The organism is Anaerocolumna sp. AGMB13025, assembly GCF_029689925.1.
Taxonomy (GTDB): domain Bacteria; phylum Bacillota; class Clostridia; order Lachnospirales; family Lachnospiraceae; genus Anaerocolumna.
Genome location: NZ_CP121445.1, coordinates 1048765 through 1074457, shown reverse-complemented (window position 1 = coordinate 1074457; position 25693 = coordinate 1048765). Strand labels below are relative to the sequence as shown.

17 protein-coding genes and 1 other annotated feature (1 of these 18 cut by a window edge) are annotated in these 25693 nt (G+C 38.6%); of the genes, 2 read left to right on the top strand and 15 right to left on the bottom strand.

Annotated features, from left to right (window positions below):
- Positions 1–224 (bottom strand) — a binding site (T-box leader); it reaches 14 nt to the left of the window's first position.
- Positions 225–806: 582 nt separating this feature from the next.
- From QA584_RS04490 to QA584_RS04475, 4 genes are all read right to left on the bottom strand, one after another.
- Positions 807–2036 (bottom strand): hypothetical protein, encoded by a 1230-nt coding sequence (locus QA584_RS04490; protein WP_278273306.1) that lies wholly within the window; start codon positions 2034–2036, stop codon positions 807–809.
- A 15-nt stretch (positions 2037–2051) separates the two neighbouring features.
- Positions 2052–2888, bottom strand: a complete 837-nt coding sequence (locus QA584_RS04485) for a hypothetical protein (RefSeq protein WP_278273305.1) — start codon at positions 2886–2888, stop codon at positions 2052–2054.
- Positions 2889–2958: 70 nt separating this feature from the next.
- The gene (locus QA584_RS04480) at positions 2959–4227 is read right to left on the bottom strand and encodes a DUF5716 family protein (RefSeq protein WP_278273304.1); all 1269 of its coding nucleotides are present in this window, start codon (positions 4225–4227) and stop codon (positions 2959–2961) included.
- Between the two features lie 155 nt (positions 4228–4382).
- Positions 4383–7946, bottom strand: a complete 3564-nt coding sequence (locus tag QA584_RS04475) for a DUF5717 family protein (protein WP_278273303.1) — start codon at positions 7944–7946, stop codon at positions 4383–4385.
- Positions 7947–8389: 443 nt separating this feature from the next.
- On the opposite strand from QA584_RS04475, the gene QA584_RS04470 reads away from it, so the two are divergent.
- Positions 8390–9487 carry a pyridoxal phosphate-dependent aminotransferase gene (locus QA584_RS04470; RefSeq protein ID WP_278273302.1) on the top strand — a complete coding sequence of 366 codons (1098 nt, stop codon included), beginning with the start codon at positions 8390–8392 and terminating at the stop codon, positions 9485–9487.
- 240 nt (positions 9488–9727) lie between these two features.
- Here QA584_RS04470 and gtfA read toward each other — a convergent pair whose 3' ends face one another.
- The 9 genes from gtfA to QA584_RS04425 form a co-directional block, all read right to left on the bottom strand.
- Positions 9728–11173, bottom strand: coding sequence for a sucrose phosphorylase (gene gtfA / locus QA584_RS04465; protein ID WP_278273301.1), 1446 nt, complete (start codon positions 11171–11173; stop codon positions 9728–9730).
- Positions 11174–11314: 141 nt separating this feature from the next.
- A complete protein-coding gene (locus tag QA584_RS04460) occupies positions 11315–12502 on the bottom strand; it encodes a sialidase family protein (protein ID WP_278273300.1) in 1188 nt (395 codons plus the stop codon).
- A gap of 108 nt (positions 12503–12610) precedes the next feature.
- Positions 12611–13507, bottom strand: coding sequence for a carbohydrate ABC transporter permease (locus QA584_RS04455; RefSeq protein WP_278273299.1), 897 nt, complete (start codon positions 13505–13507; stop codon positions 12611–12613).
- A 21-nt stretch (positions 13508–13528) separates the two neighbouring features.
- The gene (locus tag QA584_RS04450) at positions 13529–14494 is read right to left on the bottom strand and encodes an ABC transporter permease (protein WP_278273298.1); all 966 of its coding nucleotides are present in this window, start codon (positions 14492–14494) and stop codon (positions 13529–13531) included.
- A gap of 83 nt (positions 14495–14577) precedes the next feature.
- Entirely contained in the window at positions 14578–16218 is a 1641-nt protein-coding gene (locus tag QA584_RS04445) for a hypothetical protein (protein ID WP_278273297.1), read from the bottom strand.
- A 92-nt stretch (positions 16219–16310) separates the two neighbouring features.
- Positions 16311–17315 carry a 4-hydroxythreonine-4-phosphate dehydrogenase PdxA gene (gene pdxA, locus QA584_RS04440; RefSeq protein WP_442870351.1) on the bottom strand — a complete coding sequence of 335 codons (1005 nt, stop codon included), beginning with the start codon at positions 17313–17315 and terminating at the stop codon, positions 16311–16313.
- A 103-nt stretch (positions 17316–17418) separates the two neighbouring features.
- Positions 17419–18312 carry a 4-hydroxy-tetrahydrodipicolinate synthase gene (gene dapA / locus QA584_RS04435; protein WP_278273295.1) on the bottom strand — a complete coding sequence of 298 codons (894 nt, stop codon included), beginning with the start codon at positions 18310–18312 and terminating at the stop codon, positions 17419–17421.
- A 46-nt stretch (positions 18313–18358) separates the two neighbouring features.
- Positions 18359–19516 (bottom strand): iron-containing alcohol dehydrogenase, encoded by a 1158-nt coding sequence (locus QA584_RS04430; protein WP_278273294.1) that lies wholly within the window; start codon positions 19514–19516, stop codon positions 18359–18361.
- On the bottom strand, positions 19492–20778 hold the full coding sequence (locus QA584_RS04425; protein ID WP_278273293.1) for a four-carbon acid sugar kinase family protein: 1287 nt from the start codon (positions 20776–20778) through the stop codon (positions 19492–19494). Before QA584_RS04425 ends, QA584_RS04430 begins: the two co-directional genes overlap by 25 nt.
- 321 nt (positions 20779–21099) lie before the next feature.
- On the opposite strand from QA584_RS04425, the gene QA584_RS04420 reads away from it, so the two are divergent.
- Positions 21100–22887, top strand: coding sequence for a sigma-54-dependent transcriptional regulator (locus QA584_RS04420; RefSeq protein WP_278273292.1), 1788 nt, complete (start codon positions 21100–21102; stop codon positions 22885–22887).
- A gap of 175 nt (positions 22888–23062) precedes the next feature.
- On the opposite strand, the gene QA584_RS04415 is transcribed toward QA584_RS04420, so the two are convergent.
- On the bottom strand, positions 23063–24337 hold the full coding sequence (locus tag QA584_RS04415; protein WP_278273291.1) for an adenylosuccinate synthase: 1275 nt from the start codon (positions 24335–24337) through the stop codon (positions 23063–23065).
- A gap of 518 nt (positions 24338–24855) precedes the next feature.
- On the bottom strand, positions 24856–25674 hold the full coding sequence (locus tag QA584_RS04410; RefSeq protein ID WP_278273290.1) for a DUF4362 domain-containing protein: 819 nt from the start codon (positions 25672–25674) through the stop codon (positions 24856–24858).
- Positions 25675–25693 lie beyond the last annotated feature (19 nt).

Sequence of the window (25693 nt, the reverse complement as noted above, 5' to 3'; positions counted from 1 at the left end):
ACCGCGATACCACCTTTATTCATGGCATTCTTACCAAATGCCACCTCTGGATCAGATAACCCTGACCACCAGCCTGTAACGGGACCACCCGTAACTTCCTACTCAACTTCAGAAATCCTGTTCCGGAGCTACCTTCAATAAACACTTCCTAAGATAACCTTTCAGCCATGGGCTATCCTCTCTGCTAAGATTATTTATCTAATCCTCTCCATCTCTACATTTAACCGCTATAGTATTAAATAAAATAAATACAACAATAATAATATCAGCAAAAATCCTATAATAATAAAAAAATAATAATAGTAATAGTAATACAATAATTAATAATAATAAACTAAGCCAAACCAGACTCGTTCTAATTACTATAAGACCTGGCATACAACCAGCAAAGAGGCAAGTAAACTACACCGCCGAACCTTAAAATTAAACCGAGGAGCTTAACTTTACGTTCCTATATAATAATATGAAATGTATCAATTTCTGTCAAGTCATTTTTGCAAGTAATAATAGTCAGGATATGTTTCCTATGCGATTCTTCTTCACCTGCAAATTCACTTATGGCTTTTTCCTGTGGTTCAGAGCGAGAAAGCACACTGTCTGACGAGCTTTGCTCGGAGTTTGTGCTTTCTCGCTCTCGCTTTACCACAGGAAAAAACCATTAGTGAATATCAGGCGAAGAATCTAAGCATAGGAAACATATCCTGCACAAGGCTTTCCTCACAACCTAAAAAGCTGATTTATTCAAGTAAATCAACTCCCTCCAACCAGCGAAGTTCCCCCTTGAAGCACTATCGAAACATAGAGCATTACAGATAAATCCCATACTTCCGAAGCTGCTCCGCCACTTCCTCCCGGTTCTCCGGTCTCCGGTTAATAAAAATCCTAACCGCCTCAATACTATTGTCTTTTAACCCATTATTATAATCAATCTGCTCCCTCAGCTTCTGCCTTCTGGAATTAAGCCGGTGACGCACCTCAACCATTTCCTTGTTATCAATAATAGCCGCCGCCTGATGTACCCAGATATCCGGATCCCTTAAATCATAACTACGAAGTTCCTTCACCAGCTCTTTTTTATAGAACTCTAACTGCTCCGTATTCTTGTTATAAATCTTCTCCTCTTCTTTGGCTTTTAAATACTGATCCCATAAATACTTAAGCTCCGCATAACTATTAACCATATACTTTTGATAGGTATAATCCAATGCATTGGTATTATTAATATACTTAATCTTAACTTTATTCAAAAGTCCGATCGCTTTATTCAGCTTTAACTCGGTCACTTTCATCTCTTTTTTATTGATTCTTGAATTAAGAAATATATAAACGACAGAAACCATAGCCATGACAAGGGTCATCATAAAGGGAATCTGCATATCAGCCTTTGTATAATTCTGGATTAAGATAAAAAGCCCAAACAAGATAATAACTAAAACACTGGTGGTAATAGCAATGCCTTTTAAATACGTATGTTTATTTAAAATCTCTTCTTTCTGATAATAAAGAGCTCCCTTTTCTCCCTCTAAATATTTCATATCGGTTTTAATTGTATTTTGATATGCTTCATTATTTTTCATCCGCTTTAATTCAGCCGGCAGGTCTTCCTCATACCGGGCTATATGCTTAAACTGGGAATCCGAGATTTTTTTGTTACTATTCTGAAATTTTGCTTTCTCCCTGATAAACGTAATGATTTTTCTTGCCAGGTCACCTATATACTCCCTGTCCTCAGAAGGTATCTGTTCCAGCTTTTGAATATCCGTCAGATATGAAGTCACCGCCTGGTATTCCACTTTTAATTCCTCCAGTTGTTTCGAGGTCTCCAAAATCTGTTCGCAGTTATCGATTATAAAATTCCCCCGGTCAGCCGTGGAATTATAATCCACTGTCTTTTCCTCCAGGGAAATCATGGCGTTCTGATCCTGTTCCTCGTCACGCTTGGCTTGGAAATCTTCCTGTGGCTGAGGATTGTTTCGTTCTTTCGTTTTGCTTGGTTTACTGTTCCTTTTTGGAAACAGTCTGTTTCGTATGCCCATTAGATTCCTTTCCTGTTACGAGTTTTCCCTTCTGAATTCTTGTTTCCATTGATTGATTAGGTCCTCTGTCATCTCGTAAAACGGAATAATTCTGCCGTTATCTTTATACTCCAGAAGGTTAGTGATAACCTGGTATCCCTCCGAAGTTTTAGCCTCTGATTCATAGATCTCTAAATCACTTCTAAGACGGTTAAGCTCTTCCTCCCCGATACCGTAATTAATAACTTCCTGTTTCAACCGTTCTTCCTGCCTGCTCATAACCAGTGCATTCAGATATTGTTTTAACGATTCCCTGTCCTGATTTCTCTCATAGGCTTCTTTAAAGGTATCCGATGCAGCAGCTAAGCCAATGGTATATATCCTGGCCAGTGCCAGATTATGCAGTAAATTCCCATATCCAGCATTGTCTAATCCGGCCGCCTCGGTACTGCTTAAGATGGCTTCATACTCCAGGGCAGCTTCGGTAAACTGTCTGTATTTCATATAATTATCCGCTTTTTTCTTCTTTTTATCAATAGGTGTCAAATTCCCCAGCTCATCCATGATATGTAACAGCTGTTTGATTTCGGTTTCAGAATAATAATCCGCACTACATAAAATACATACGACATAATCCTTAATCCCCGCTTTATTCTCCAGTAATTCAAGAAGCTTATCTGCTCTATCCTCTAAATCTAATTCCTCTCTGATCCAGGTTATAAGAGCCTCTAAAAAGAGCTCTTCTTGTATGAACTCAATATTATTATAAATATAATAACATAATTCTTCGATGGTATAGACATACGTGTTTGTCAGTTTAAAGTAATACGGCTTGTCTGTCTGCCTCCCGCCGCATAGAATCAACTTTCCCATAAAACCCTCCTAGTTTAGACCTTATTTTCTCCCCTGACTGCTTTCCTTCCATGCCGCTTAGTCCAAAAAATTAAAAGGTAATTTCCATTTCCCATATCCGGTTAGTTGAAGGAAAAAAGTTACCAAATCCCTTGTCTTTCACGGTTATGACAGCGGTATTCCGATTAAGGAACCTAATCCTTATTTCGACCCTGGTAGTTTTATTGGGTCTCTTGGGCAGTCCCTCTAACATAAGGCTATAGGTTTGTGTCTCATGCTTTAGGATATCTTTTCGGTAAATACTGATCTCATTACTGTCATCCAGTATTAAATCCAGCTTCTCCTCTAAGTCATACCAGGGGGAAGAGGCCTTAGCCAAAGTCGCAATGGCCGGTTTATTATCATAATAGCCATTAATATAAAAGGTACTGGTAATCATATCCCCGTCCAGGAGTAAAAAATCCTCTAATTTTTGCTCTCCGGATAATTCCCTTGCGGCGTAACAGGCACCTTTGGCATACAGGTTCTGTCCTTTAAACACTCTTCTTCCAATACATAGTTCCTTTAATACCGCATCCGCCCAAGTTCCTTCAAATCCCTTGCCGGTAACATAAATAGTTGAGACCACCTGCTTATAAAGTACTTTTTTTGCCAGATTGCTAAACAGATACTCCTGTCTTTCCTTATCCTGAATTTCTTCTAAGGACTGATAATTAATAATATCGTTTAATTCTTTCTTAAGAATTCCCACAACATAGGGCTTGGTTTTCCTGTCAATTGTTATCTGCTGATAGTTTAGTCCCTCTTCATCAAAATCAAATAACCCAATGTCATTTAACCACAATTCCTTGCTCTGATACAGAGCATAATACTGATAACACTGGGAATGGCTCAAAACCACCGCCCGGTCTTTTCCGATACCCATATTGTTAAGCGCCTGATAGATGCCTTCTTTAACCGCTCCCTCCGATTCTTTCACGGTTACCGCCAGTTTAAGAATACTGTTGGAGGGAAAATAGATTTTTAAAAGCTGCAGACATTTACGGAAGTACTTCTCAAGAAGCGCCACCGGCTTAAAAGGAACTCCGTAAATCTCGGTATCTTCACCGGTTAAGAGCTTCGACAGTAATCCATCTACTAAAACCCCGGTTCCAGCTTTACCTGCAAGATAAGCCTCCTCTCCATAAATCCACTCCTTGTTTTTTTCCTTAACCCCTAAGGCGGTAGGTATCAAATATTTTGTTTTATCGGAAGTGACACAGATGGATTCCGCTTCAAAGGTCTTAGAATTATAACAGCAAAGCTGGGAATCTCTATCACATAAGTCAAATCCTACAATAAGGCTTTTTTGTTCACTCATACTTCATACCTCCCTTCCAGATACTCATACAGGTTATTGCATACAATTCATTGTTGCCCCAAGGACATGCCCCTATGGCATGGAAACCGTGAAGTCCTGATCAGTTGTATGTTTTATTTTTAAAAAAGTTGCGAAATAATCAGTGTTTGATTCTCCTATAATAGCTTAAAAGCCTTGGATATCACATAATCCGTTGTATAATAATTGCTTAAACTCTCAATTAATGTCTTATCATCCTGAACTTCCAGGGCAGTAAGTAAGAAATTTAGATGGTCGTACCTGGTGTCTTCCTCCAGTTTCATATTATGATCTAATTCAACGCTAACACTTTCGGTAACGGCTATTTCTCCCTCCCTGTCTTCCTCCGTTATGTAATACTGTATACTTTCATTATAGAATAGGATAAACTCCTTTATGTGGATGCCCAGATATACATTTTTCATCTCTTCCGAGACAAATTCATCGGTACTGTTTTTCCCTTCCAGACGGTAATGGATTGTCACTTTATGAGCCGGATTGGTGATATATTCTACAAATATACGGTCGTTGACCCGAGATGGAAGGGTAAGCACGTTCTGGAATTTTTTATAAAAGGGCAGAATAATTCCTTTTTGAATGAATTTATGTAGGTTATAATCGATCATTTCTATTTCGCTGTCGGTAAATTCCTCTCCCTGGGACAGCTTCTTTAATAACGCCAGCATACAAACTTCATTCTCTTCATAAACTAATTCCCGTTTCATTATATTAAAAAGCTCAGGCTGTATTACCCGGTCCATAACCAGATATTTGTAAGCATTATAAGATAAAAAGGCCCGGATTAGTTTATGATTCGTACCTCTTTTATAATAATTCAGGAATACTGCCAGAGAATTGGTAATGTAACTTTCTGCAAACAGCATCTGCACTAAAAGCCGTTCTTCCAGGTCGGCAGTCTCCAGTTCAAAACCTGACGCGGCTTCCCAGAGCTTGTACATCTCTGCGGTGGTACCAAAGAAATGCTTTACCAGATACTTAAGGATTTGCTCGTTGTACTTGCCTTCCTTAAAGATATGATAAGCCAGGCTTACAATTACTTCCTCCTTTGTCTGCTCTTCCCCGGTAGACTGTAATAGAGCAGAACATAATTTAATCAGCCGCTTCACCGCAATTCCCTCAAACCCAAACTCATTAAGGGCTGCCAGAGCTTTCTCATATAAATCTCTTATAATGAAAAGTTCAATTATCTTATCCCGGTCTGCTTTATTAAGTCTGTGAAGATCAATACAGTTTAAGTAATTCTCCAGCAGCTCTCCCTCGAAATTATCATAATAGTAATAGATCAGGTCAAGAATGATTTTATTGTAATAAGCATCACTTAATCCTTTTAAGCCCAATATACTCTTACGGATTTCTATGGATTGCTCGTCAAATTTAAGATAATTCTGTACTTTCTCTGAAAGATTGAGTAAAACCATTGGATGGTTTATTTTCATCTCATAACAGGTATTAATGTAATATTCCCAGTGCATTAGTTTATTCAGGGTATATTCCGCAGTAACTTTGTAGCGGTTTTCAAAACCGTCTATCAGAAATATCTCGGCATCTTCCGTATAAATATCCACATAGGCCGTTTCCCCGGTAAAGGGAGTGTATACTTCCTCTTCCAGCTCCTTATGCACCACCAGAACACCTCTCATATTCGGATTGTGGCATACAATCTCATGTTTGAACATGACCTCGGGAAGTGCTGCAGCCAACTCCTGGGTAAGCACTTGCTGGGCAATTAATTCTTCATATAGCAGGGCCAGATTGATACCTATATTTCGGTTTTTCAGCTGCTTTTCAACAAACTGCTCAATCCGTTTCCAGTAGGAACGGTACATGGCAGGCAGATTCTCTTTATTTTTAACAATATATGCATACAGATAAGCTTTTTTGCGGTCACTTAAGCTGCTATTATATATAAAATACAGCAAAATCTGCTGGGGCAGTACGGTGTCGGGATTCTCATTAATGGAATACATATAATATTCGTAAAGCTCTGTAATCCTTAACTGTTCATTCACACCTTCCTGATACCAGTTAAAATACTTATTGTTTCTTTGCTGTCCTCTGATTAAGAGACTGCAGATGGCAGTTAATACTTCTTTGTTCTTATATTTTTGATATATCTTCACCAGACAGTTATGTACAGGCTTTGAAAAGTTCTTTTTCTTTCCTGCAAGATAGCTGTACTGCATTGCAGTTTCTTCGGAAATATAGTCATGCTTTATATCCCAGCCAAGTACCTGAAGTTCAAAGTCCTGTAATTCATGAAGCAGGGAGGGTTCTTCGTTAAATACAACTGCAGCTTCAAAATATAAAATCGGGCTTCTGCAGCCGCTTTTGTATTGTTCCCTGATTGCTTCCAGTTTTAAGGCTTTATTGACATCATATTTTTTATCGATATAGAGCAGACACCAGAGGATCTTCCATTCATTCCGGTTGGTTTCATATACTTCTTTCATTGTGTGAAGGGCATCTGCTATAGAGGTTTCATCCTTATGCAAAAGAGCCAGCAGGTACAGATAGCCGCAGTATAAGACAGGTTCTGACTGCCTCCACTTTTCGGCGGTTACCGCGTATTCTTTTAGCAGCTGTTCGGATTTTTCCTCCTCCCCGGATATAATTAACAAATGGATCCGTTGGAGTTTAAATTCCTCCTGTCTGGTTTCACTCAGGGTTATAACTTGTTCCAATAAACCTTCCGATTCATTAACATACTGGGTCAAAGGAAGTCTTCCCAAGCGAAAATCCAGATAATTCTCTATCAGTTTCAGCTTGCTTTTGTTTATTTTTTTATGATTAATATCCCTTAATGTACTGTTTCTGGCACAATGACAGCTAATTTCAATTGCAATGGTTTCATGGGCCGTAGTCAGTAATAACCTTCCGTAATTATTACCGGCACGCATTAAGGCAGGATTTAGTACAAATTCCAATGGATAGGTATTCCCAACAAAATTATCTGTCCAGATGATTTTATGTTCCGGTATCAAAAACGGAGCCTCCGAGGTGACACGTATTTCCGCATATCCCCAATTATCCTTTGACAGGGTAACCTTATCCATAATACTTTCGCTTATCAGCTCATAATGAAGCTTGGTTTTATCTACGGCTAGGTTAATACTTAGTTTTTTGCGGATGGCAATCAGGAATTCTTCCATTGCCTGGCTTATGGACCTGCTTTTGATTATATTCTGATACAATAAAAGGAATTTTATATCATGATGTATTAAGATTTGCTTAAATTCCTGAGATTTAAACAGTTTGATTGCTTCTGCCGTATCTGTTTTGGCCAGATTCGTAAAGTTAAACAGATCCTTAATTTTTCCGATGGAAGAATTAAGATAAGGTGCCTCAATGGTAACGGTAAACGGTAATATAATCTCTCCGCAGTCACTGACAATACACACCTCACCCTGTACTGTCTCCAGCGGATTCATATTATCCCCATTAAAGCGGTAACCAATGACATTCTCCCTGTCAGTAAAGCTGCTTTGTTCCAGACAGAATAATTCACTGGAGGAATACAATATACCTTTAATCGGTGTATTTTTACTGTTTTTAATGGTAAAGCTGCCGGAATAGACCTTGCCTGCATCTACTGTAATCACCAGTTCTTCTTCCGATAAAAGAATACCCGGTGATTCATATTCAAAAACTCCTTTCGCTAACCGCTCCACTTTATCTTTCAATTGTTTCACCCCAAGCTTTGGATTTTATTATTCTGTATTGCATTTTTCTGGATTTAAATTATAATAATTATAACACTAATCGACATATTTTAGCAATAGAAAGTGGATAGGCAAATGTTCACATGTTTTATCAAAACTACTGAATATTTGGGCATTTTTCATAAAATTAATTGTTAAGGGAGACTCCTCTGGGGATGCTTTACAAATACCTATGGTATGCTATACAAATACCCATTGGATGCTTTACAGATACTCATTGGATATTTTACAAATACCCATTGGATGCTTTACAGATTCATTGCATATAATTTTGTATAATAATACGAATAGTGGAATAATTCAGATTAGATTCTCAATGAAGGAACGCAATAATGTAACTGTACGATTACAATCTTTATAATAAATTAACTGAAACAACAAAGCAAAGAAAAGGATGGAACGATATGCTGACACCAAAAGAACATTTTCACGGAAGTGATTTAGAAAAAATTGAAGCAATCTATGGAATAAAAAAAGAGGATATCACCAGTTTTTCTGCCAATGTCAATCCTCTTGGCATCTCACCGAGGTTAAAAGCCGAACTGTCTGGTAAAATTGATGCCATAACAGGATATCCGGACAGAGAATATACTTCCCTTAGAAAGTGTATCGCAGCATATGTGAATGCTGATCCGGAACATATTGTGGTAGGCAATGGTTCTACGGAGCTAATCTCTTTATTCATCCAGATAACCCATCCCAAAAAAGCCCTGATCTTAGGACCTACTTATTCGGAATATGAACGGGAAATCTCCTTAGGCGGCGGCAGTTCCCAGTATTACCGTCTGGAGGAAGAAGAGGATTTTAAGCTTAATGTGGAGGACCTTAAAGGAGAGCTGACTTCGGATTTTGACCTTTTAGTTATCTGTAATCCCAATAACCCAACCTCCTCTGCCATTCCCTTATCCGATATGAGAAAAATACTGGATATCTGCAAACAACGCAACATTATCTGCATGGTGGATGAAACCTATGTGGAGTTTGCGGAGGATATGAAAGAGATTACCGGGATTTCCTTAGCCGGTTATTATAATAACATTATTATCCTAAGGGGTATCTCTAAATTTTATGCAGCCCCTGGACTTCGTTTGGGATATGCAATCTGCGGAAATCTGGATTTATTAAAGCAGTTAAATCAGAGAAAGAACCCCTGGACCATTAATACCCTGGCGGCCATTGCAGGAGAAATCATGTTTACGGACGAGGATTATATTAATGAGACCAGAACCTTAATCAAACAGGAACGTGACAGAATCGTAACTCTTCTGTCCGCCTGTCCTAATATAAAGCTTTATCCTCCCGTTGCAAATTTTTTACTGGTTAGAATTCTAAAAGATGGTATCACTTCTGCTGATGTATTTGACGCTGCGATCCGAAAAGGCTTAATGATAAGGGACTGCTCTACTTTTCCTTTCTTAGACCAGAAGTTTATACGCTTCTGCTTTATGTCTCCGGAGAAAAATACGGAATTGGTGCATTTGCTGCTTGGGTTGTTTGCGTAATGAAATGGCACTGATTCTAATAGGTTTTAGGATTGACAAATGATACGATTTATTAAATGACGGGGCCTTTGCCCCGTCTTTTTTAATCCGAGTGGTATAATACCCACATCCTTATCCGGATTCTGGTATCATAATAAAGGGCTCTCAACACACATAGTTTTGCAAACACAAAAAGGACTGCGGCTATTCAGAAATTACTTATTATGAATAGCTGCAGTCCTTCTATATGAATTAAATTAATCAAACCACTAAACGTTTCTCCTGACCTTCTTCACTATATATGATATTCCATTCCTTTGTAATAAAATCAACAGAGAGTTCGGCATAATTTTCTCCATAGTTGCGTTTTATGACCAGCGTGTTTTGGGTACTCTCTTTTATCTGGAAGTCCCCCTCAAATGCGGGATGATTGTTTCTAAAACGCATCAGTGTAAGCAGGGCCTTTACAACCGGACGGGCTGTCTCCTGCTCTACCTCATCTTCTGAATAGTAATGCCTGTTTATATTCCTGCCGACTTTCGTCTCTTCCAGTAATTTAAGATCATTTTTACCGGCGAGCATTCCCACATAATATACCTGAGGAATTCCCGGAGCAAAAAACTGAACAGCCCTGGCTATCAGATAAGCTGCATCATCATCACCCAGGGCAGAATAAAAGGTGCAGTTTACCTGATAAATATCAAGATTATTATAAGCCGCGGTATTATAGATCTTTTTCACATTCGCACCAAACTTAAAAATATCGTCCTTGGTTTTCATGATTTCTTCCTCCGGCAGAAGGTCCTTAACATCCACAACTCCAATCCCGTCATGGGTATCCAGGGTCGTAAACTGTTTTCTTGGACAAATTCTTAACCAGTTTTTAAGATAGCTGCTATTGCCGTAATAAAGTGCATGAATTAAGAGCATGGGAAGAGCAAAATCATAAACATAAAATCCTTTTTCCGCAATTTTTAACTGCATGGTGTAATGCTCATGGATTTCAGGCAGAATAGTGATTCCATAAGGAGTAAGCACCTCTACGACTTCCCTAAGCAGATCCCATACCTCAGGTTCAATAAAAAAACAGCTGGTACCTGCCCTCTTACCGGCATAAGCAAAAGCATCCAGACGGATAATGGCAGCACCATGGTTTGCTAAAAATGTCAGGTTTTCCTGGATAAATTTCTTTCCGGCTTGGGACATACAGTTAATATCAATCTGCTCTTCATCAAAGGTACACCATACTTTTTCTGTGGTACCATCTGCAAAGTGAGCATCGGCATAGGGCATACGGGGTTTTCTTTTATAGATCAAATCAACTTCCTCTTGTGAAGGCTCCCCATTTTCCCAAAAATCCTTATAACGGATAAATAAGTCTTTATATTCTGAATCCTCTTTCTTCGTTAAAAAATCCTCATAATACTCACTTTTCGCTGAAATATGATTTATCATATAATCATACATAAGATAATAATCTTTGCTTAAATTTCCGATATCCTCCCAGGTCCCAAAAGCACTGTCAACTTTAGTATAATCCATAGGCGCAAATCCACGGTCACCGGAGGATGGAAAGAATGGAAGCAGATGGATGCCTCCTATGGCATCTTTAACATAGTTTTTTAATATCCGATTTAAGTCCTTCACATTATTACCCAGGGAGTCTGCATAGGTAATCAGCATAATTTTATTTGGTACTTTATTCATATTTAACCTCATTGCATATCGCAAGTCCCTTGCGGTACTGCCACATAATAAAAGTGAACTAAGTTTCACAGGTTGAAAGAATCCATGCGGTACCCTTTTGGTTCTTATATTTTCCTTCAGCCCTCAAGTCATCACCCGTGCCTAACGTCTGCAGGGCATAGACGGGTCATTTTCAGCACCGTAGCAGATTTTTTCACCGCGTATCCATTTTTCATCCACACAAACGTATTTGATACATTTTCTTTTTCCGAACTTTTGATTTCCCCAGCTGTATGCAACATGGATGTTGCCGGCATGATCCTGCATCATAACCGGATACTCATATCTGCCATTATTAATGTCATTGTATTTTCCGGTAAATCCTTCTCCAAGCTCTACAATTCTGCGGTAGGGCCAGGTCATTCCGCCGTCTTCCGATATTGCCAGGGTAACCGGACACCTCTGCTCCGGCCATACTGTCTTAGTCATATCCTCATTAAAAGATACCGGATTATACACTAACCCAATGGCTCCGCTCTTTAATTTTATGGCTGAGATACTGGAATTATTATTAGGCAGTTCCGTACGTATTGGCTCACTCCAGTTCTCGCCGTAATCTTCTGATTTAGACAGGTAAATAAAATCCGCAAAACGGCTCCGGAACAAGGCGGTTAAACTGCCGGGTTCCGTCTCTATAATATTGGCGTGGACTCTTCCCTGGCTTTTTGGAACCGGAACTTCCCTCCAGCTCTTACCTTTATCATCGGATATCTGCATAACGGTTATATCGCTGCCGTTTCTGGAATCATCACTAAAGCAGATCCAGTTGCCAAAAATATAGCGGCCGTTTGAGAGGATCTGAATCTTTTGTCTGCAAAAGGAACCCGGACGGTTGAACATAACCTCTGTCTGGCCCCAGGTATATCCGTTATCCTTTGATATTTTTCTCCTGATTTCAGCTGTGTATTGCAGATTAAATCCGGTTTCCGTCTCCGGCGTCCTTGCGATTTGTGCCGTATACATTATCCAGATTTCTCCCTCTGGTGTCAAAAACAGAGAAGGATTTTGCTCCGAACGGGTCGGATCATCCGAAATCATAACCGGTTCGGTCCATATACTGGAACCGGCATTTAATCTGGAAAGTACAATGCTGACATCCGCATTCCCTTCATCTGTACCGGCAAACCAGCAGCAAAGCAGGTCTCCATTTGGCAGCTCTAGTAAATCAGCCGCATGGCAGCTTTTATAAGGAGTATTGGGAATCCTTGATTCTACCGTATCCATCAGGGCATTTTTATATAGCTTTCCATTTTCTTCAATTATATCAATAGTTATATATTCTCTTTCCATAGTTGCTCCCATCTTGTATCAATTCATATATATACTGATTTCATTCATGAACTGCTTCATTTGCATTCATACAGTATTTACGGTTTACATCATAACATAAACACCGGTTTAACCCTTTACGGAACCGATTAGAATACCTTTTTTAAAGTATTTTTGTACAAAAGGATAAACGCAGACAATTGGTGCCATAGCAATAAAGATCGCTGCGGCTTTCATATTATTCTGATTCAGGGTATAGCCGTTTCTGATCACATTATTAAAGACAGTTCCGGAATTACTGGAGGTAATTACTACGCTTTTTAGAATCTGCTGTATTGTCTTTAAATTATCTGATTTTAAAAACATCTGGGGAACCAGATACTGATTCCAGATACTAACGGCATTAAATAATGCTATTGTGGCCAGTATCGGTTTTGATATGGGAAGAAAAACCCGCTGCAGAGACTGAAAGTCCGTAGCTCCATCTATAAATGCCGCTTCCTCAAGTTCTGCGGGCAGCCCGTCTAAAAATGCTTTGGTTATCAGTAAAAATTGTACGTTAATCGCCCCTGGTATTATCATGACCCAGATATTATCAATAAATCCCAGGTTACTGTAAATGATGTACTGAGGTATGATACCTGCTTCAAACACCCAGGTAATTACAAACAAAGCCATAATAAAATACCGCTGTCTAAGTCTTGGTCTTGAGAGTGCATATGCCGTAAAATAAGTAAAAAGTACGGCAATGAATGTCCCTAATATCGTATAGATAAAAGAATTTCTCATACCAGTAAAGATATCAAATTTAGGATTAGAAAGAACATATTTAAAAGCTTCAAGATTAAATCCCTTAGGGAAAAAGTTTACTTCTCCTTTTGTTAAATAAGTGCCGTCACTGCTGGCAATAAAAAACACATAAAGGAATGGATAAATACATAACAAAGCAACCAATATCAGTACTGTATCATTCACGGAATCAAAGGCTGTCAGTCTTCTTTTTACCTTATTACTTAATTTCTTCAATATTTATTCACATCCCTTCCCTTAAAACAGCCTGGTTTCGGCGTATTTATTTGCTGCTTTATTCGTAAGCATTACCAGCACAAAGGCTAATATAGATTTCAAAAGGTTTACGGCAGTTCCATAACTGTAATTTGGAAAACCTGAGCTTTCAAACGCGATACGGTATACATAGGTCTGTATGACATCGGCAGTGGAATACACACTGTTATTATACATTAATAATATCCTGTCTAAATCTACGGTAAATATATTACCGACACTTATAATAAACATAGTAATTACAGAGGTTGAGATAGAAGGCAGTGTAATCCGAAACATCTTTACCCAACGGTTGGCACCATCCACCTCCGCTGCCTCATAAAGGGACGGATCAATTGCCGTCATAGCAGCAATATAGATTACTGCTGAATAACCAAACGTCTGCCATACCTGCAAAAATACATACATAGGACGAAACCAGACCGGACTGGCCTGAAAGTGAATCGCTGTTCCTCCAAAGAACTTAATCAGATTGTTTACTACCCCATTTGTCGGAGACAACATGGTAAAAAGAATACTGACCATAACCGCAGAGGATATAAAATACGGCATAAAGCTTAAAGATTGTACAAAATTACGGATTGCTTTCCGCTTTATCTCATTTAAGAATAATGCAAAGATTACCGGGATTGGAAATACGATAACCAAGGAAAGTACCGCCAGAATAATAGTATTTTTCAGAAGTTTAAGCATATAGGGATCATGGAATATTTTAATGAACCATTTTAACCCCACCCAATCGCTTCCAAATATTCCTTTGAAGGCACTGAAATTCTCAAAAGCAATTACCATTCCAAAAAGCGGGCCGAATTTAAACAATATTAAACTAAGGATGCCTGGCAGTAAAAGTAAATATAACTGCCTGTTTTTCTTGAAGTCATTTTTGATACGCTGATTCAGCGGTTTCTTTATAATAGGAATCGGTGCTGCTTTATTTCCTTTTTTCAATATTTTCATCCCTTTCTAGCTCAATCTGACAGGCTGCCCCTTAAGAGGCAGCCATATGAAATAAATACTGTCAGAATTGCATGTTATTTATTAAACGTATCCGCGTAAGCTTCCTGCTGGATTTTTTCAATATCTCCTAAGCCCATACCATCCATTTCTTTCACAAAGGCTTCCCAGTTTGCTTCATTTAATTCCTTATCACCTATTATAAAATGAGTTAAACCAGAGCATTCAGCTTCATATACAGACGCAACCAGATTCGTTAGCTGTTCCTCCTGCTCCGTTGAATAGATTAACGTAGGACGATCAAGGAAATTATCACTGATAAAATAGTTATTTGCAGCATCTGCTATGAGTTTTGTATTCCAGCTATAAAAAGCTGTCTGATCTACCGGCTTTGTAACAGTATAACGGTCACTTAAGAAAGACCATCTCTTTTCTCCAGGCTCTTTTGATTCTTCTGCTGAGTAATCAACGATAAAGGATTTAGTATTACCCTCGTTTTTAAAGCTTTCGCCTTCTACACCCCAGTTAGCTAAGGTGATACCATCTTCGCTGTAAAAATAATCGATAAATTTTAAAATTGTTGCAATCTTATCTTCATCACAGGATGAATTTACTGCTGTAACACATCCACTTTGGTAAAGAGTAGAGGTTGTAATGGGAATTGTCTTTCCATCTGCTCCTTTTAAGAAATCCAGTACCTGCATGTCATAGTTCGGGTTATTATCTGGTCCGCCGTTTGCCATAAACCATTCCGTACGGTTATAATAATCATAAAATATACTTGCGCTTCCTTCCAAGGTCTGGGATTCCCAGTCACCTTCACTATTGGTTCCGCTTATCCAGGAAGGATTAATTAGACCTTCCTCATACCACTGTTTCATGGTTTTTATCCAGTCATATGCACCGGCTGCCTTTATATCAAAAGACCCATCCTTTTCATGGTTATAATATACGCCTCCGGAGCCATTGGCATTCGCATAGCTAGCTGCTCCAAACCAGGCTGCAAAACGGAGTGCACTGTCTCTGCCGGATAACGGATAATAATTATCATCTTTTGCCCCATAATAAGCCTTTAGGGTCTGCAGCGCTTTCGTGAAGTCCTCTATCGTTTTAATAGAGGCGGCATCAATACCTGCTTCTTTGAACTGATCGGCACGATATCCGATTAAATCTGCAAAAATTGGAGATTCTTTTACCAGACCGTAGATTGCTCCATCATCACTTGAAACATAGGCTTTATAATCCGGATTCGCATCGATATAGGCCTGAAGATTTGGTGCATATTTTGTAATATACGGAGCCAAATTAACAAAAGCTCCCTGACTGCCATATACCTTTGCCTGTGCCAGATTTACCATTGCGGCATCCGGAAGGGTTCCGCTTGCGATTCTCTGGTCGACTTCCGTGTAAGTATCACTGATTTCTTCCGGTCCTTCCACATACTCAACATGAATTCCGGTATTTTTTTCTGCTTCATCATACCATTTCAGTTCTTTAATCCAGTCAACATACTGTGACCTCATAAACATAGTATAAGAACCTGCTGACGTTGCTTCCCCATCGCTGCCTGCTGTATTCTGGTTATCTCCTTTGGTTTCCCCGGTTTCAGCCGTTGTATCGCCCTCTCCCGGTTTCGTAGATGAACCACAGCCATAAAATACGGATGCTGTCATGATTAACACAAGTAACAATGCAATAAATTTCTTCTTGCTTTTCATAAAAATACCTCCCTAAATTTTTCTTCTTATCTATTATGATCAGTATGCCTGCTTGCTGATATGCCGGCACATATTCCGGCAAATAACAGTTGTTAAATGTTTCCACCTGCAAAACTGATAGCATAATCCATCGCATTTACCAGACTAAGTTCACTGGCAAGACCGGTATTAGCCTGGTCAAAAGCAGTTCCATGATCTACCGAAGTCCGGATAATCGGAAGCCCTAAGGTAATATTTACCCCTTTTACAGAATCCCATTTTTTTAGTTCCTTATTGTATACAAACCCCAACACCTTTAAAGGAATATGACCCTGGTCATGGTACATTGCCACCACAATATCATAAAATCCGCCTCTGGCTTTTGAAAAAATACTATCCGGCGGTATTGGTCCCTCCGTATTAATTCCTCTTAACTTTGCTTCCGTTATCGCAGGTATTATTTCCTCCTGTTCCTCCATACCGAACAGACCATTTTCACCGCAGTGGGGATTTAATCCGGCTACACCTATAACCGGAGATAAAATTCCCATCTCAATACAGGCGTTATTTGCAATTTCAATTACTTCCAGGATTCGTTCCCGTTTTACCCTGTCACAAGCTTCCCGCAAAGAAACATGAGTAGATACATGAACGACCCGCAGTTCCTCATAGACCAGCATCATTGTATATTTCTTAGTTGCAGTAAGTTCAGCATAAATTTCGGTGTGTCCTGAATAATGATGTCCTGCCAGATTTATTGCTTCTTTACTGATGGCATTGGTGACCGTGGCAGCAATCTTTTTCTCCATGGCCAGTTCTATCACCTTTTTTACATATTGAAAAGCTGCTTCCCCTGCCACGGCAGATATCTCACCTGGTCTTATTTGATCAGGATCCGTCAGTCCCAGGTCCAGTACATCAATTACTCCCGGCGTAAATACGGCTTCCTTCACATCTGTAACCGGATGTATTCGGAGTGCATCCATGCCAAGGACCCCTTTTACCCTGTCTAATATCGCTGCATCACCAATGACGATAGGTGCACACCGTTCGTAATAGCTGTACCGGCTTAATGCTTTTAGTGTAAGCTCTGGCCCGACACTGGCAGGATCTCCCATTGTAATTCCAATAATCGGCTTATTCTTCATTTTAACCTCATTTCCGATTTGTTCTTTACGCCTCTTAGGTTTGTGGATTACAGGTTAGATAAAAACTGTAATCTCAGTTAATTCCCAATTGCTTATATTCTAAGAGTACCTCACGAATTGCCTTGATACCCTCCGGTGAGACCTGATTAAAAGGGCTTCTGCATTTCCCTACGGGATAACCAGACAGGGCAACTGCAGTTTTTACGATTGTATTGGGATTTCCAAACTTGAAGCAATTCCTGAACCCTCTTATATTATCCTGACACTCTTTTGCTTTATCAAATTCACCCTGAATATAATTTTCATAAATCCCCACCATATTATGAGGAAAAACATTGGAGCATCCTGCAATTCCACCAGTACCTCCTGCTATGAGATTCCAAAGTATTAAAGAATCATTTCCGCTTAGTACGGAAAAATTTCTTCCTTTTGTTTTTTCAATGTACATAAGCATATTATCAAAATTTCCACTACTGTCCTTAACACCTTCAATATTATCCACCTCTGCCAGTCTTGCTACCGTATCAGGTGATAATGCATTACCTGTCCTGGCCGGTATATTATAAAGGACGATGGGTAAATCCACTGCTTGGGCCACTGTTTTATAATGTTGATATAGCTCTTCCTGTGAGGCCAAAGCAAAGGAAGGGGTAATTACGGATAATACATCCGCTCCTATTTTTTTTGCATTTTCCGATAGTCTTATGGTATCTTTTGTACTGATACAACCCGTACCTGCATAAATGGTAACTCTTTTAGCAGCTTCCTCAACTACCACAGACAATACCTGTTCTTTTTCTTCTTCACTTAATATATATCCTTCCCCATTGGTACCGGCTGTAAATATCCCATGGATTCCCGCATTTATCAGGCGGTTGACCTGATTTCTAAGCTCTTTTTCATTAATGCTTTCATCCTCATTCATGGGAGTTATTATCGGTGCAATAATTCCTTTTATCAACTCCATGTTCTCTCCAATCTGCGCCTATAACGGCTATCCAACTTCATTTCTATCATTGCATTACTTCCAGATAGAGTTTTCTGGCATCCTCTGCAGTAACCGTAGTCTTATTATTATTCAGCAGACGCTTTACTTGCATACCGTCTTGTACCAGTGCCTCCAAATCCCCAGTATTAATCCCAAAACTTCTTAGTGAGGAGGGTATTTTAAGGGTCCTGATTATTTCACTGATTTTATTCAAAACCCATTCTGCTTTTTCTTCCTGCCTTACATTGAGATTTCTTTTTGAGACTGTATCATAAATCTCTTCTAATTCTTTCAAACAGGACGGCCTATTGAATTTTAAAACCGGCAGCAGCATAATAGCATTAGATATACCATGAGGGATGTGATATCTGCCCCCCAGCGGATAAGACAGCGCATGTACCGCTGTAGTACCGGAAGCTGTAATGGCCGCTCCGGCATAAAAGGCCGCCAGAAGCATACTATTCTTTTCTTTCACTGCACCCGGATCTTCACAGGCAGGAATAATATTATCAAAAATAAGTTTTAAAGCTTCCATTGCAAACATATTACTAATGGGATTTGCCTTATTTGAGGTATAACATTCTATCGCATGGGCTAAAGCGTCAATTCCGGTTGAGGCTGCTATCTGCTGAGGCAGATTCTTTAACATTCTTCCGTCTAAAATAACCATATCTGCCAGCATTTCGGCATTTACAATTCCTACTTTAAGATTCTTTTCCGGAACAGTTACAATACTGTTGGGGGTAGCTTCTGAGCCGGTACCTGCTGTTGTAGGGATTAACAATACATCTGCAAATTTTCTGCCGATGAAGGGCTTGTCCAGTAAATCTCTCACTCCATAGGTATCCGTAGCGGCAATGGAAGCAAGTTTAGCGACATCCATTACACTGCCTCCTCCGATCCCTACAATCAGATCAGCGCCTGACCTTCTAAAATCATCGACTACCTTCTGGGCTTCATCACAGCTTGGCTCGGTGGGCAGTTCATCAAATATTATTATTTCGAGATTACAAAGTCCCAAAAGTTCCAGAGGATAATCGATAATCCCAGAGTTATGGATTCCCTTATCCGTAAATACAGCAGCTTTTTTATATTTACCCTTCAGGAGTCCTTCGATTTGTTCCAAAGCATTACTTCCGCCAATTACTTTATGAGGCATCAAGAGCATATATTGTTCTGGCATAAAACTCCTCCTTCTAAATTTAACTTCCTAACAATCTCATAAATCAATTCCCGGCTTCCAAAGCCACCGGACTTTGATATAATCCACAATTTTTGGTTTTCATAATTGATATAGGAAAGAACCGTTCCAGTATCCAGTTCGCATACAGGAAATACTTCACTGCATTGTATCTGATTAAAGAATCCCAGTAAGGTATCACCGCCTATAATCATAAGGGTATGATTTCTGTTGATTTCTAACAGTTTCTTAACAATCCCGCCTAGTCCGGAAGCGATTTTAATCCTGGTATCATGTAAGATGTTTTTCGTCCTTTCGCCCTGGTTGTTTATCGGTTCCAGATCCTCACTTCCTGTATCAAGCATTACAACAGGATGCTTCGTAAATAAGTCTTCAATGGATTCCATCCAACGGTAACCATTTTCTGATGATAGATAATCTGGCTCAAACATCTGTATCGATTTCAGCATTATTCTACCAAAACCTTGCTCCTGTGCATATTCTATCTGCTCCTGGGATATCGGATTTACACTACCGCACATGACAAATAGCGGGCCGGTTAATCTCGGTATAGTAATCTGCCTTTTTTTAAATTCCAACAATTCAGGAAGAAAGTAAGCAAGCCCGGCACATCCGGCCATAATTCTTAAATGTTTTTTTTGATTTAAGTATTCTGCTATTCTTTGCATATCTTCTTCTGATTCAGCATCAAATATACCAATTGCAGGAGTATCAAAATCTAAATCGTAGGTTTCATTCAACTCTAAAATTTCAACCCTTGTTTTCTCTTTCTCAAAAAGATCCTTTACCTCTGATGAAGCTACCGGTTCAAATGGATCTCTTCCAAATACACTTTCATCAATAGGTTGTCCGTCAATATAATGGCGACCTTTCATGGTGATACGATTCATCTGAGGATATGCAGGTATAAATGGTAAAAAGCTCTCATCACTGGCATCTAACAATGCTTTTAGTTCACTGCCTATATTCCCTCTCAGTCCGGAATCCGTCTTTTTATAGATATGAGGTACTCCTGCTGATACAGCATTCTTAGCCAGGTTATAAACCTTTTTATATGCCTCCTCACCTGACAGATGTCTTGTTTGTGCATCGATAACCAATACTTCCGCGCTGTTATCCTCAAACAAATTCTCATCCCAATTCGATGTTGTTATGATTTTAGTATTCGCTCCATATTGTGCAAATTGAATCCCTGTATCTAATGCACCCGTGAAATCATCTGAGATCATTAAAAGCTTTATCATTCCCTCTACTCCTGACTGTTTCATATTAAAACACTTACTATTATGCTGTGTCATTTTTATGCAGTTATGTTTTAATGTTTTTTCTTTATATGTATATAATATCAACTTTTTCAACATAATACAAGGTGTTTTTCGTCATTTTTCTGCTTATTATGTATTATTTTGAAACATTATTGTCATATATTGATTTGTATGTTTTATTATGATACAATAACTATTAGCTAAAATTACTTACTATCATAACAGTTATAACAGAAAGCAAAGGAAGAACGTTTTCAACTAGTATTAGCTTGCCGCAAATGCGGCAGATGGAGGTTATTTATGAAAAAAATTAAAATTTTAGGCATTGCCCCCTATGATGGTATTAAATCTCTGATGCTTCAGATTGCAGAAAGACGGACTGATCTTGAGCTTACTGCCTTCACCGGTGATTTAAATGATGGACTTGCCATCGCACAAAAGTATGAAAACTCCGGTTATGATATTATTGTATCCAGAGGTGGGACAGCAGAGTTAATACGGCAGTATTGCAAAATTCCTGTCATTGATATTTCTCTAAGTATTTACGATATATTCCGTTCAATAAAATTAGCTGAAAATTCTACGAATAAATATGTCGTGATTGGTTTTCCTGCCATTACAAAAAATGCTCACTTTATATGCGACATGCTCAATTATAATATCAATATATATACCATCCATAATGAATCGGAAGCTTCTGCTACGTTGAAAAACCTGAGTTTGGAAGGATACGACATGGTGTTATGTGACATGATTACAAGTTCACTGGCTCAAAAATACGGAATGAATGCTATCTTAATTACTTCCGGTTCCGAAAGCATTGAAGCTGCCTTCGATTTATCCATACAGATGTCTGAATCCATAAATAAAATCAAAAATGATGTTACCTTCTACAAAATGATACTGGAAAACAATCCAAGACCTTATGTAGTATTTGATGAAAATTTTGATCAGGTATTTTATTCTGGTCTGTCTTCCGAACCCGCTCCTGTATTGGCCGAAATCAAAAAAAGACTACCTGTAATATTAAACGATGGTTACCAAAAATCTTATTTTGAATATTCCGGCTTACTCTATGTACTAATAGGAACTAAGAAAACAGAAAATGAAAAAACCTATATCATTTATTATATTAATCAGCGCAAGGTTCCTCTGGCTCTTACCAAGAATGGGATTTACCACCTGAGCAAAGAAGAAGCAAATGATAAGTTCTTTAACAGCTTTTACGGTATAACGCATTCAACACAGAAGGATCTCATGACCATAGAACAATACGCCGAAAGTAATTATCCCGTTATGATAATGGGTGAAGCAGGCACTGGAAAAGGACAGCTTGCAAGACTGCTTTATGCAAAAAGCAAATTGCAGAACTGTCCTATGACAATTATAGACTGCGCAAGAATCAATTCCAGAGCCTGGGAGTTCTTAACAAATGACAACAATTCCCCTTTAAGTGATACCAATATAACCATTTATATTCAAAACATGAATTATTTAACAGATTCGCAGTTTTCAGAATTATGCAGCATTATAAAGGATTTAAACCTGCATCACAGAAATCGGATTTTCTTTACCAATTCCATTGAAAATGAGGAAGCCTTAAAACGCTGTGAAAAGGTGATTAACAGTCTTTCCTGCCTTACCCTTAGAATACCGCCTTTAAGGGAACACAATGAGGATATACCTAATCTGGCCAGTTTATATATCAGTGTTCTTAATATGCGTTTTGCAAAAGAAATTGTAGGTCTTGAGCCAGATGCCATAAAGCTGCTTCAGGATTATAACTGGCCCTATAATTACGATCAATTTAAACGCATCGTAAGCAGCTTAGTCACTACCGCAAATTCTTCTTATATTACAGCTTCAGCTGTGAAGGGATTTTTAAACAAGGAATTATCCAATACCGTTATCGGTAGCGCGGATAAAATATACGTGAATCTGGACCAGACACTGGAGCAGATCAATATCGATATCTTAAAGATTTTGTTGCATCAGGAGGAGAATAACCAGAGTAAGGTTGCGAAGAAACTGGGTATCAGCCGTTCTACTCTTTGGCGTATGCTCCAGAAGTTAGAATTACCGCAATAAGCATACTATCATAACAGTTGTAACTCAATAATTTATAAATATTACTGCATATAGATACTATTTATTTTTAACAAAAAACAGAACCCTGTGAATAGTTATGGGCCTATTCCCTGGTTCTGTTTTTTGCCGTTTAAGGCAGTCCTATATACAATATATTTAACAATACTTGAGCTAATTAGCGTTTGATAATTTCATCCCTGCCTGGTCCGTTGGATACCAGGGTAATCGGTACTTCGATTTCTTTCTCGATGAACTCAATGTATTTTCTGCAGTTTTCCGGAAGGTCTTCATACTTTTTAATTCCGCGGATTTCCTGATTCCAGCCCGGTAATACTTCGTAAACCGGTTTTGCTTTTGCTAATTTAACTGTAGTGGGGAAATCTTTTGTCACGACACCGTCAATTTCATAACCTACACATACCGGAAGTTCCTTAAGATATCCTAAAACATCCAGAACAGTTAAGGCTACTTCTGTGGCTCCCTGCATTCTACAGCCGTATCTGGTAGCTACTGCGTCAAACCAGCCCATACGTCTGGGTCTTCCGGTGGTTGCACCGTATTCACCGCCATCACCGCCGCGTCTTCTTAATTCGTCTGCTTCATCACCAAAGATTTCACTTACGAATTCGCCTGCACCTACTGCGCTTGAGTATGCCTTGGCAACTGCTATAACATTCTTTATCTCATAAGCAGGTATTCCTGCACCAATTGCTCCGTAAGCTGCTAAGGTGGAAGAGGAAGTAACCATGGGATAAATACCGAAATCCGGATCTTTTAATGCACCTAACTGACCTTCCAACAAGATACTTTTTCCATTCTTAATTGCCTCATGTAAATAAGCAGCCACATCACAAACGTAAGGTTCAACCATTTTTTTGTAATCTAATAATAAGTTATATAATTCATCGGGATTAATGGCCGGTTTGTGATACATATGCTCTAAAATGATATTCTTCATTTCGCATACACGGTCAACTTTTTCCCTTAAGGCTTCCGCGTCAAAAAGTTCAGATACCTGAAAACCAATTTTCGCATATTTATCAGAATAAAAAGGTGCTATACCTGATTTCGTGGAACCAAAAGATTTTCCGCCAAGTCTTTCTTCTTCATATTGATCAAAAAGAATGTGGTACGGCATCATAATCTGTGCCCGGTCGGATACTAAAATCTTAGGTGATGGAACACCCCTGTCAACGATGGACTTAATCTCGTTAAATAAATAAGGGATATTAAGAGCTACACCATTGCCGATAATGCTTGTCGTGTGGTCATAAAAAACGCCGGAAGGCAGTAAATGCAATGCAAACTTGCCGTATTTATTAATAATTGTATGACCTGCATTACTTCCGCCTTGGAATCTTACGATTATATCAGCTTCCTGTCCTAACATATCCGTAATTTTGCCTTTTCCTTCGTCGCCCCAGTTAGCGCCAACTATTGCTTTTACCATACCAAATTCCTCCTATTTCATTCATTCTTTCGAATATTACATACAAAGTATTTTCGCTAATCTGCTGCAATATTCTTTTTATTTCAAAAAAATGGCATTGTAACAAAACCTGCTACAATGCCTTATTACTTTCTTATTATAATCTAAGGAGTAGCATAAGTAAAATCAATATTATTTATATTAGTCATAATTTTTACTTATGCTCTTGTTTGTTTTTTACCCATACTTTTGCTCTCATCTAACTGCATGAAAAAAACATAAGTGAATGGACATTTATAAATATTAGTAAAAATGATTATCGATTAGAAATGTATAAATGAAAATATTATAAATGATTAAGATTTTTAATAATTAAAATCAAAATGATCAAAATTATAGATGATTAAAAAAATAATAAATGATTTAGGAAAAGAATACTAAGCTTATCAAACATAGCATTATCAAGGTTTTCTAAATCATCACAAAGCAAAAACATCAAGTTTATCAATAAGCATGTAACTACAAATTTTAAGTACTATTTAATAAGACAGCAGATAGATATCCGTTAACACCTCTGTGCTGCTGCTTGCTATTTTCTGATTAAATTCTTCGTCCGTTATATCATTTCTGTCTGCCAGATAAACTATTTTTTTATTCTCTTTCTCATAGGTATTAATAAACTTATACTCCTTCTTATATAGCTTATCACTATTTCCCGCATAAGCATCCCTTGTCTTATCTTCAAACACAAAGTATTTATTACCATCATATATCACATCCGTTATAATGGGATCACCTTCCATCGTATAGTTTACTCTCCGCAGATATCCCACGATTCCATTATACGTATTCTGTACAAAATTATTCAGGACCTCTTCACCCTCCGTCTTATCAAGCCCTATTACAAAACAATTATCTTTTACTGCTTCTTCACTGGTATACTCTTTCGGGAGTTTGTCCGTTGGAGGCCAGTTATCCTTTACCGGCTCAAGGATTTCCACCTTGTCTGCCCATAGTTGTCCAGGATAGGATTCTGCAATATTTCCGCCATAGGTTATCTTTATTAAAGTACCCATGGTGACCTCAAGAGAAGGTGCACCGTCGTAATGAACGGAGAAGGGTTCAAAGGAGCGCATGCCGCTGTTATCATAGGCTGCAACCATAAAGCCAGTATCATTTTTTGATATGACTATACTATTAAGTGTAGCAGAATTATTTTCTGTGGTTTCTGCTGTTGTGGTTTCTGCTGTTGTGGTTTCTGCTGTTGTATTTCCTATGTCAGAATCCTTAGATTCCTTGATAAAACTACAGCCAGTGCATATATATAGAATTAGCAACAGACCTATTATCTGCTTCATGCGGTTTCCCTTCTTTCCT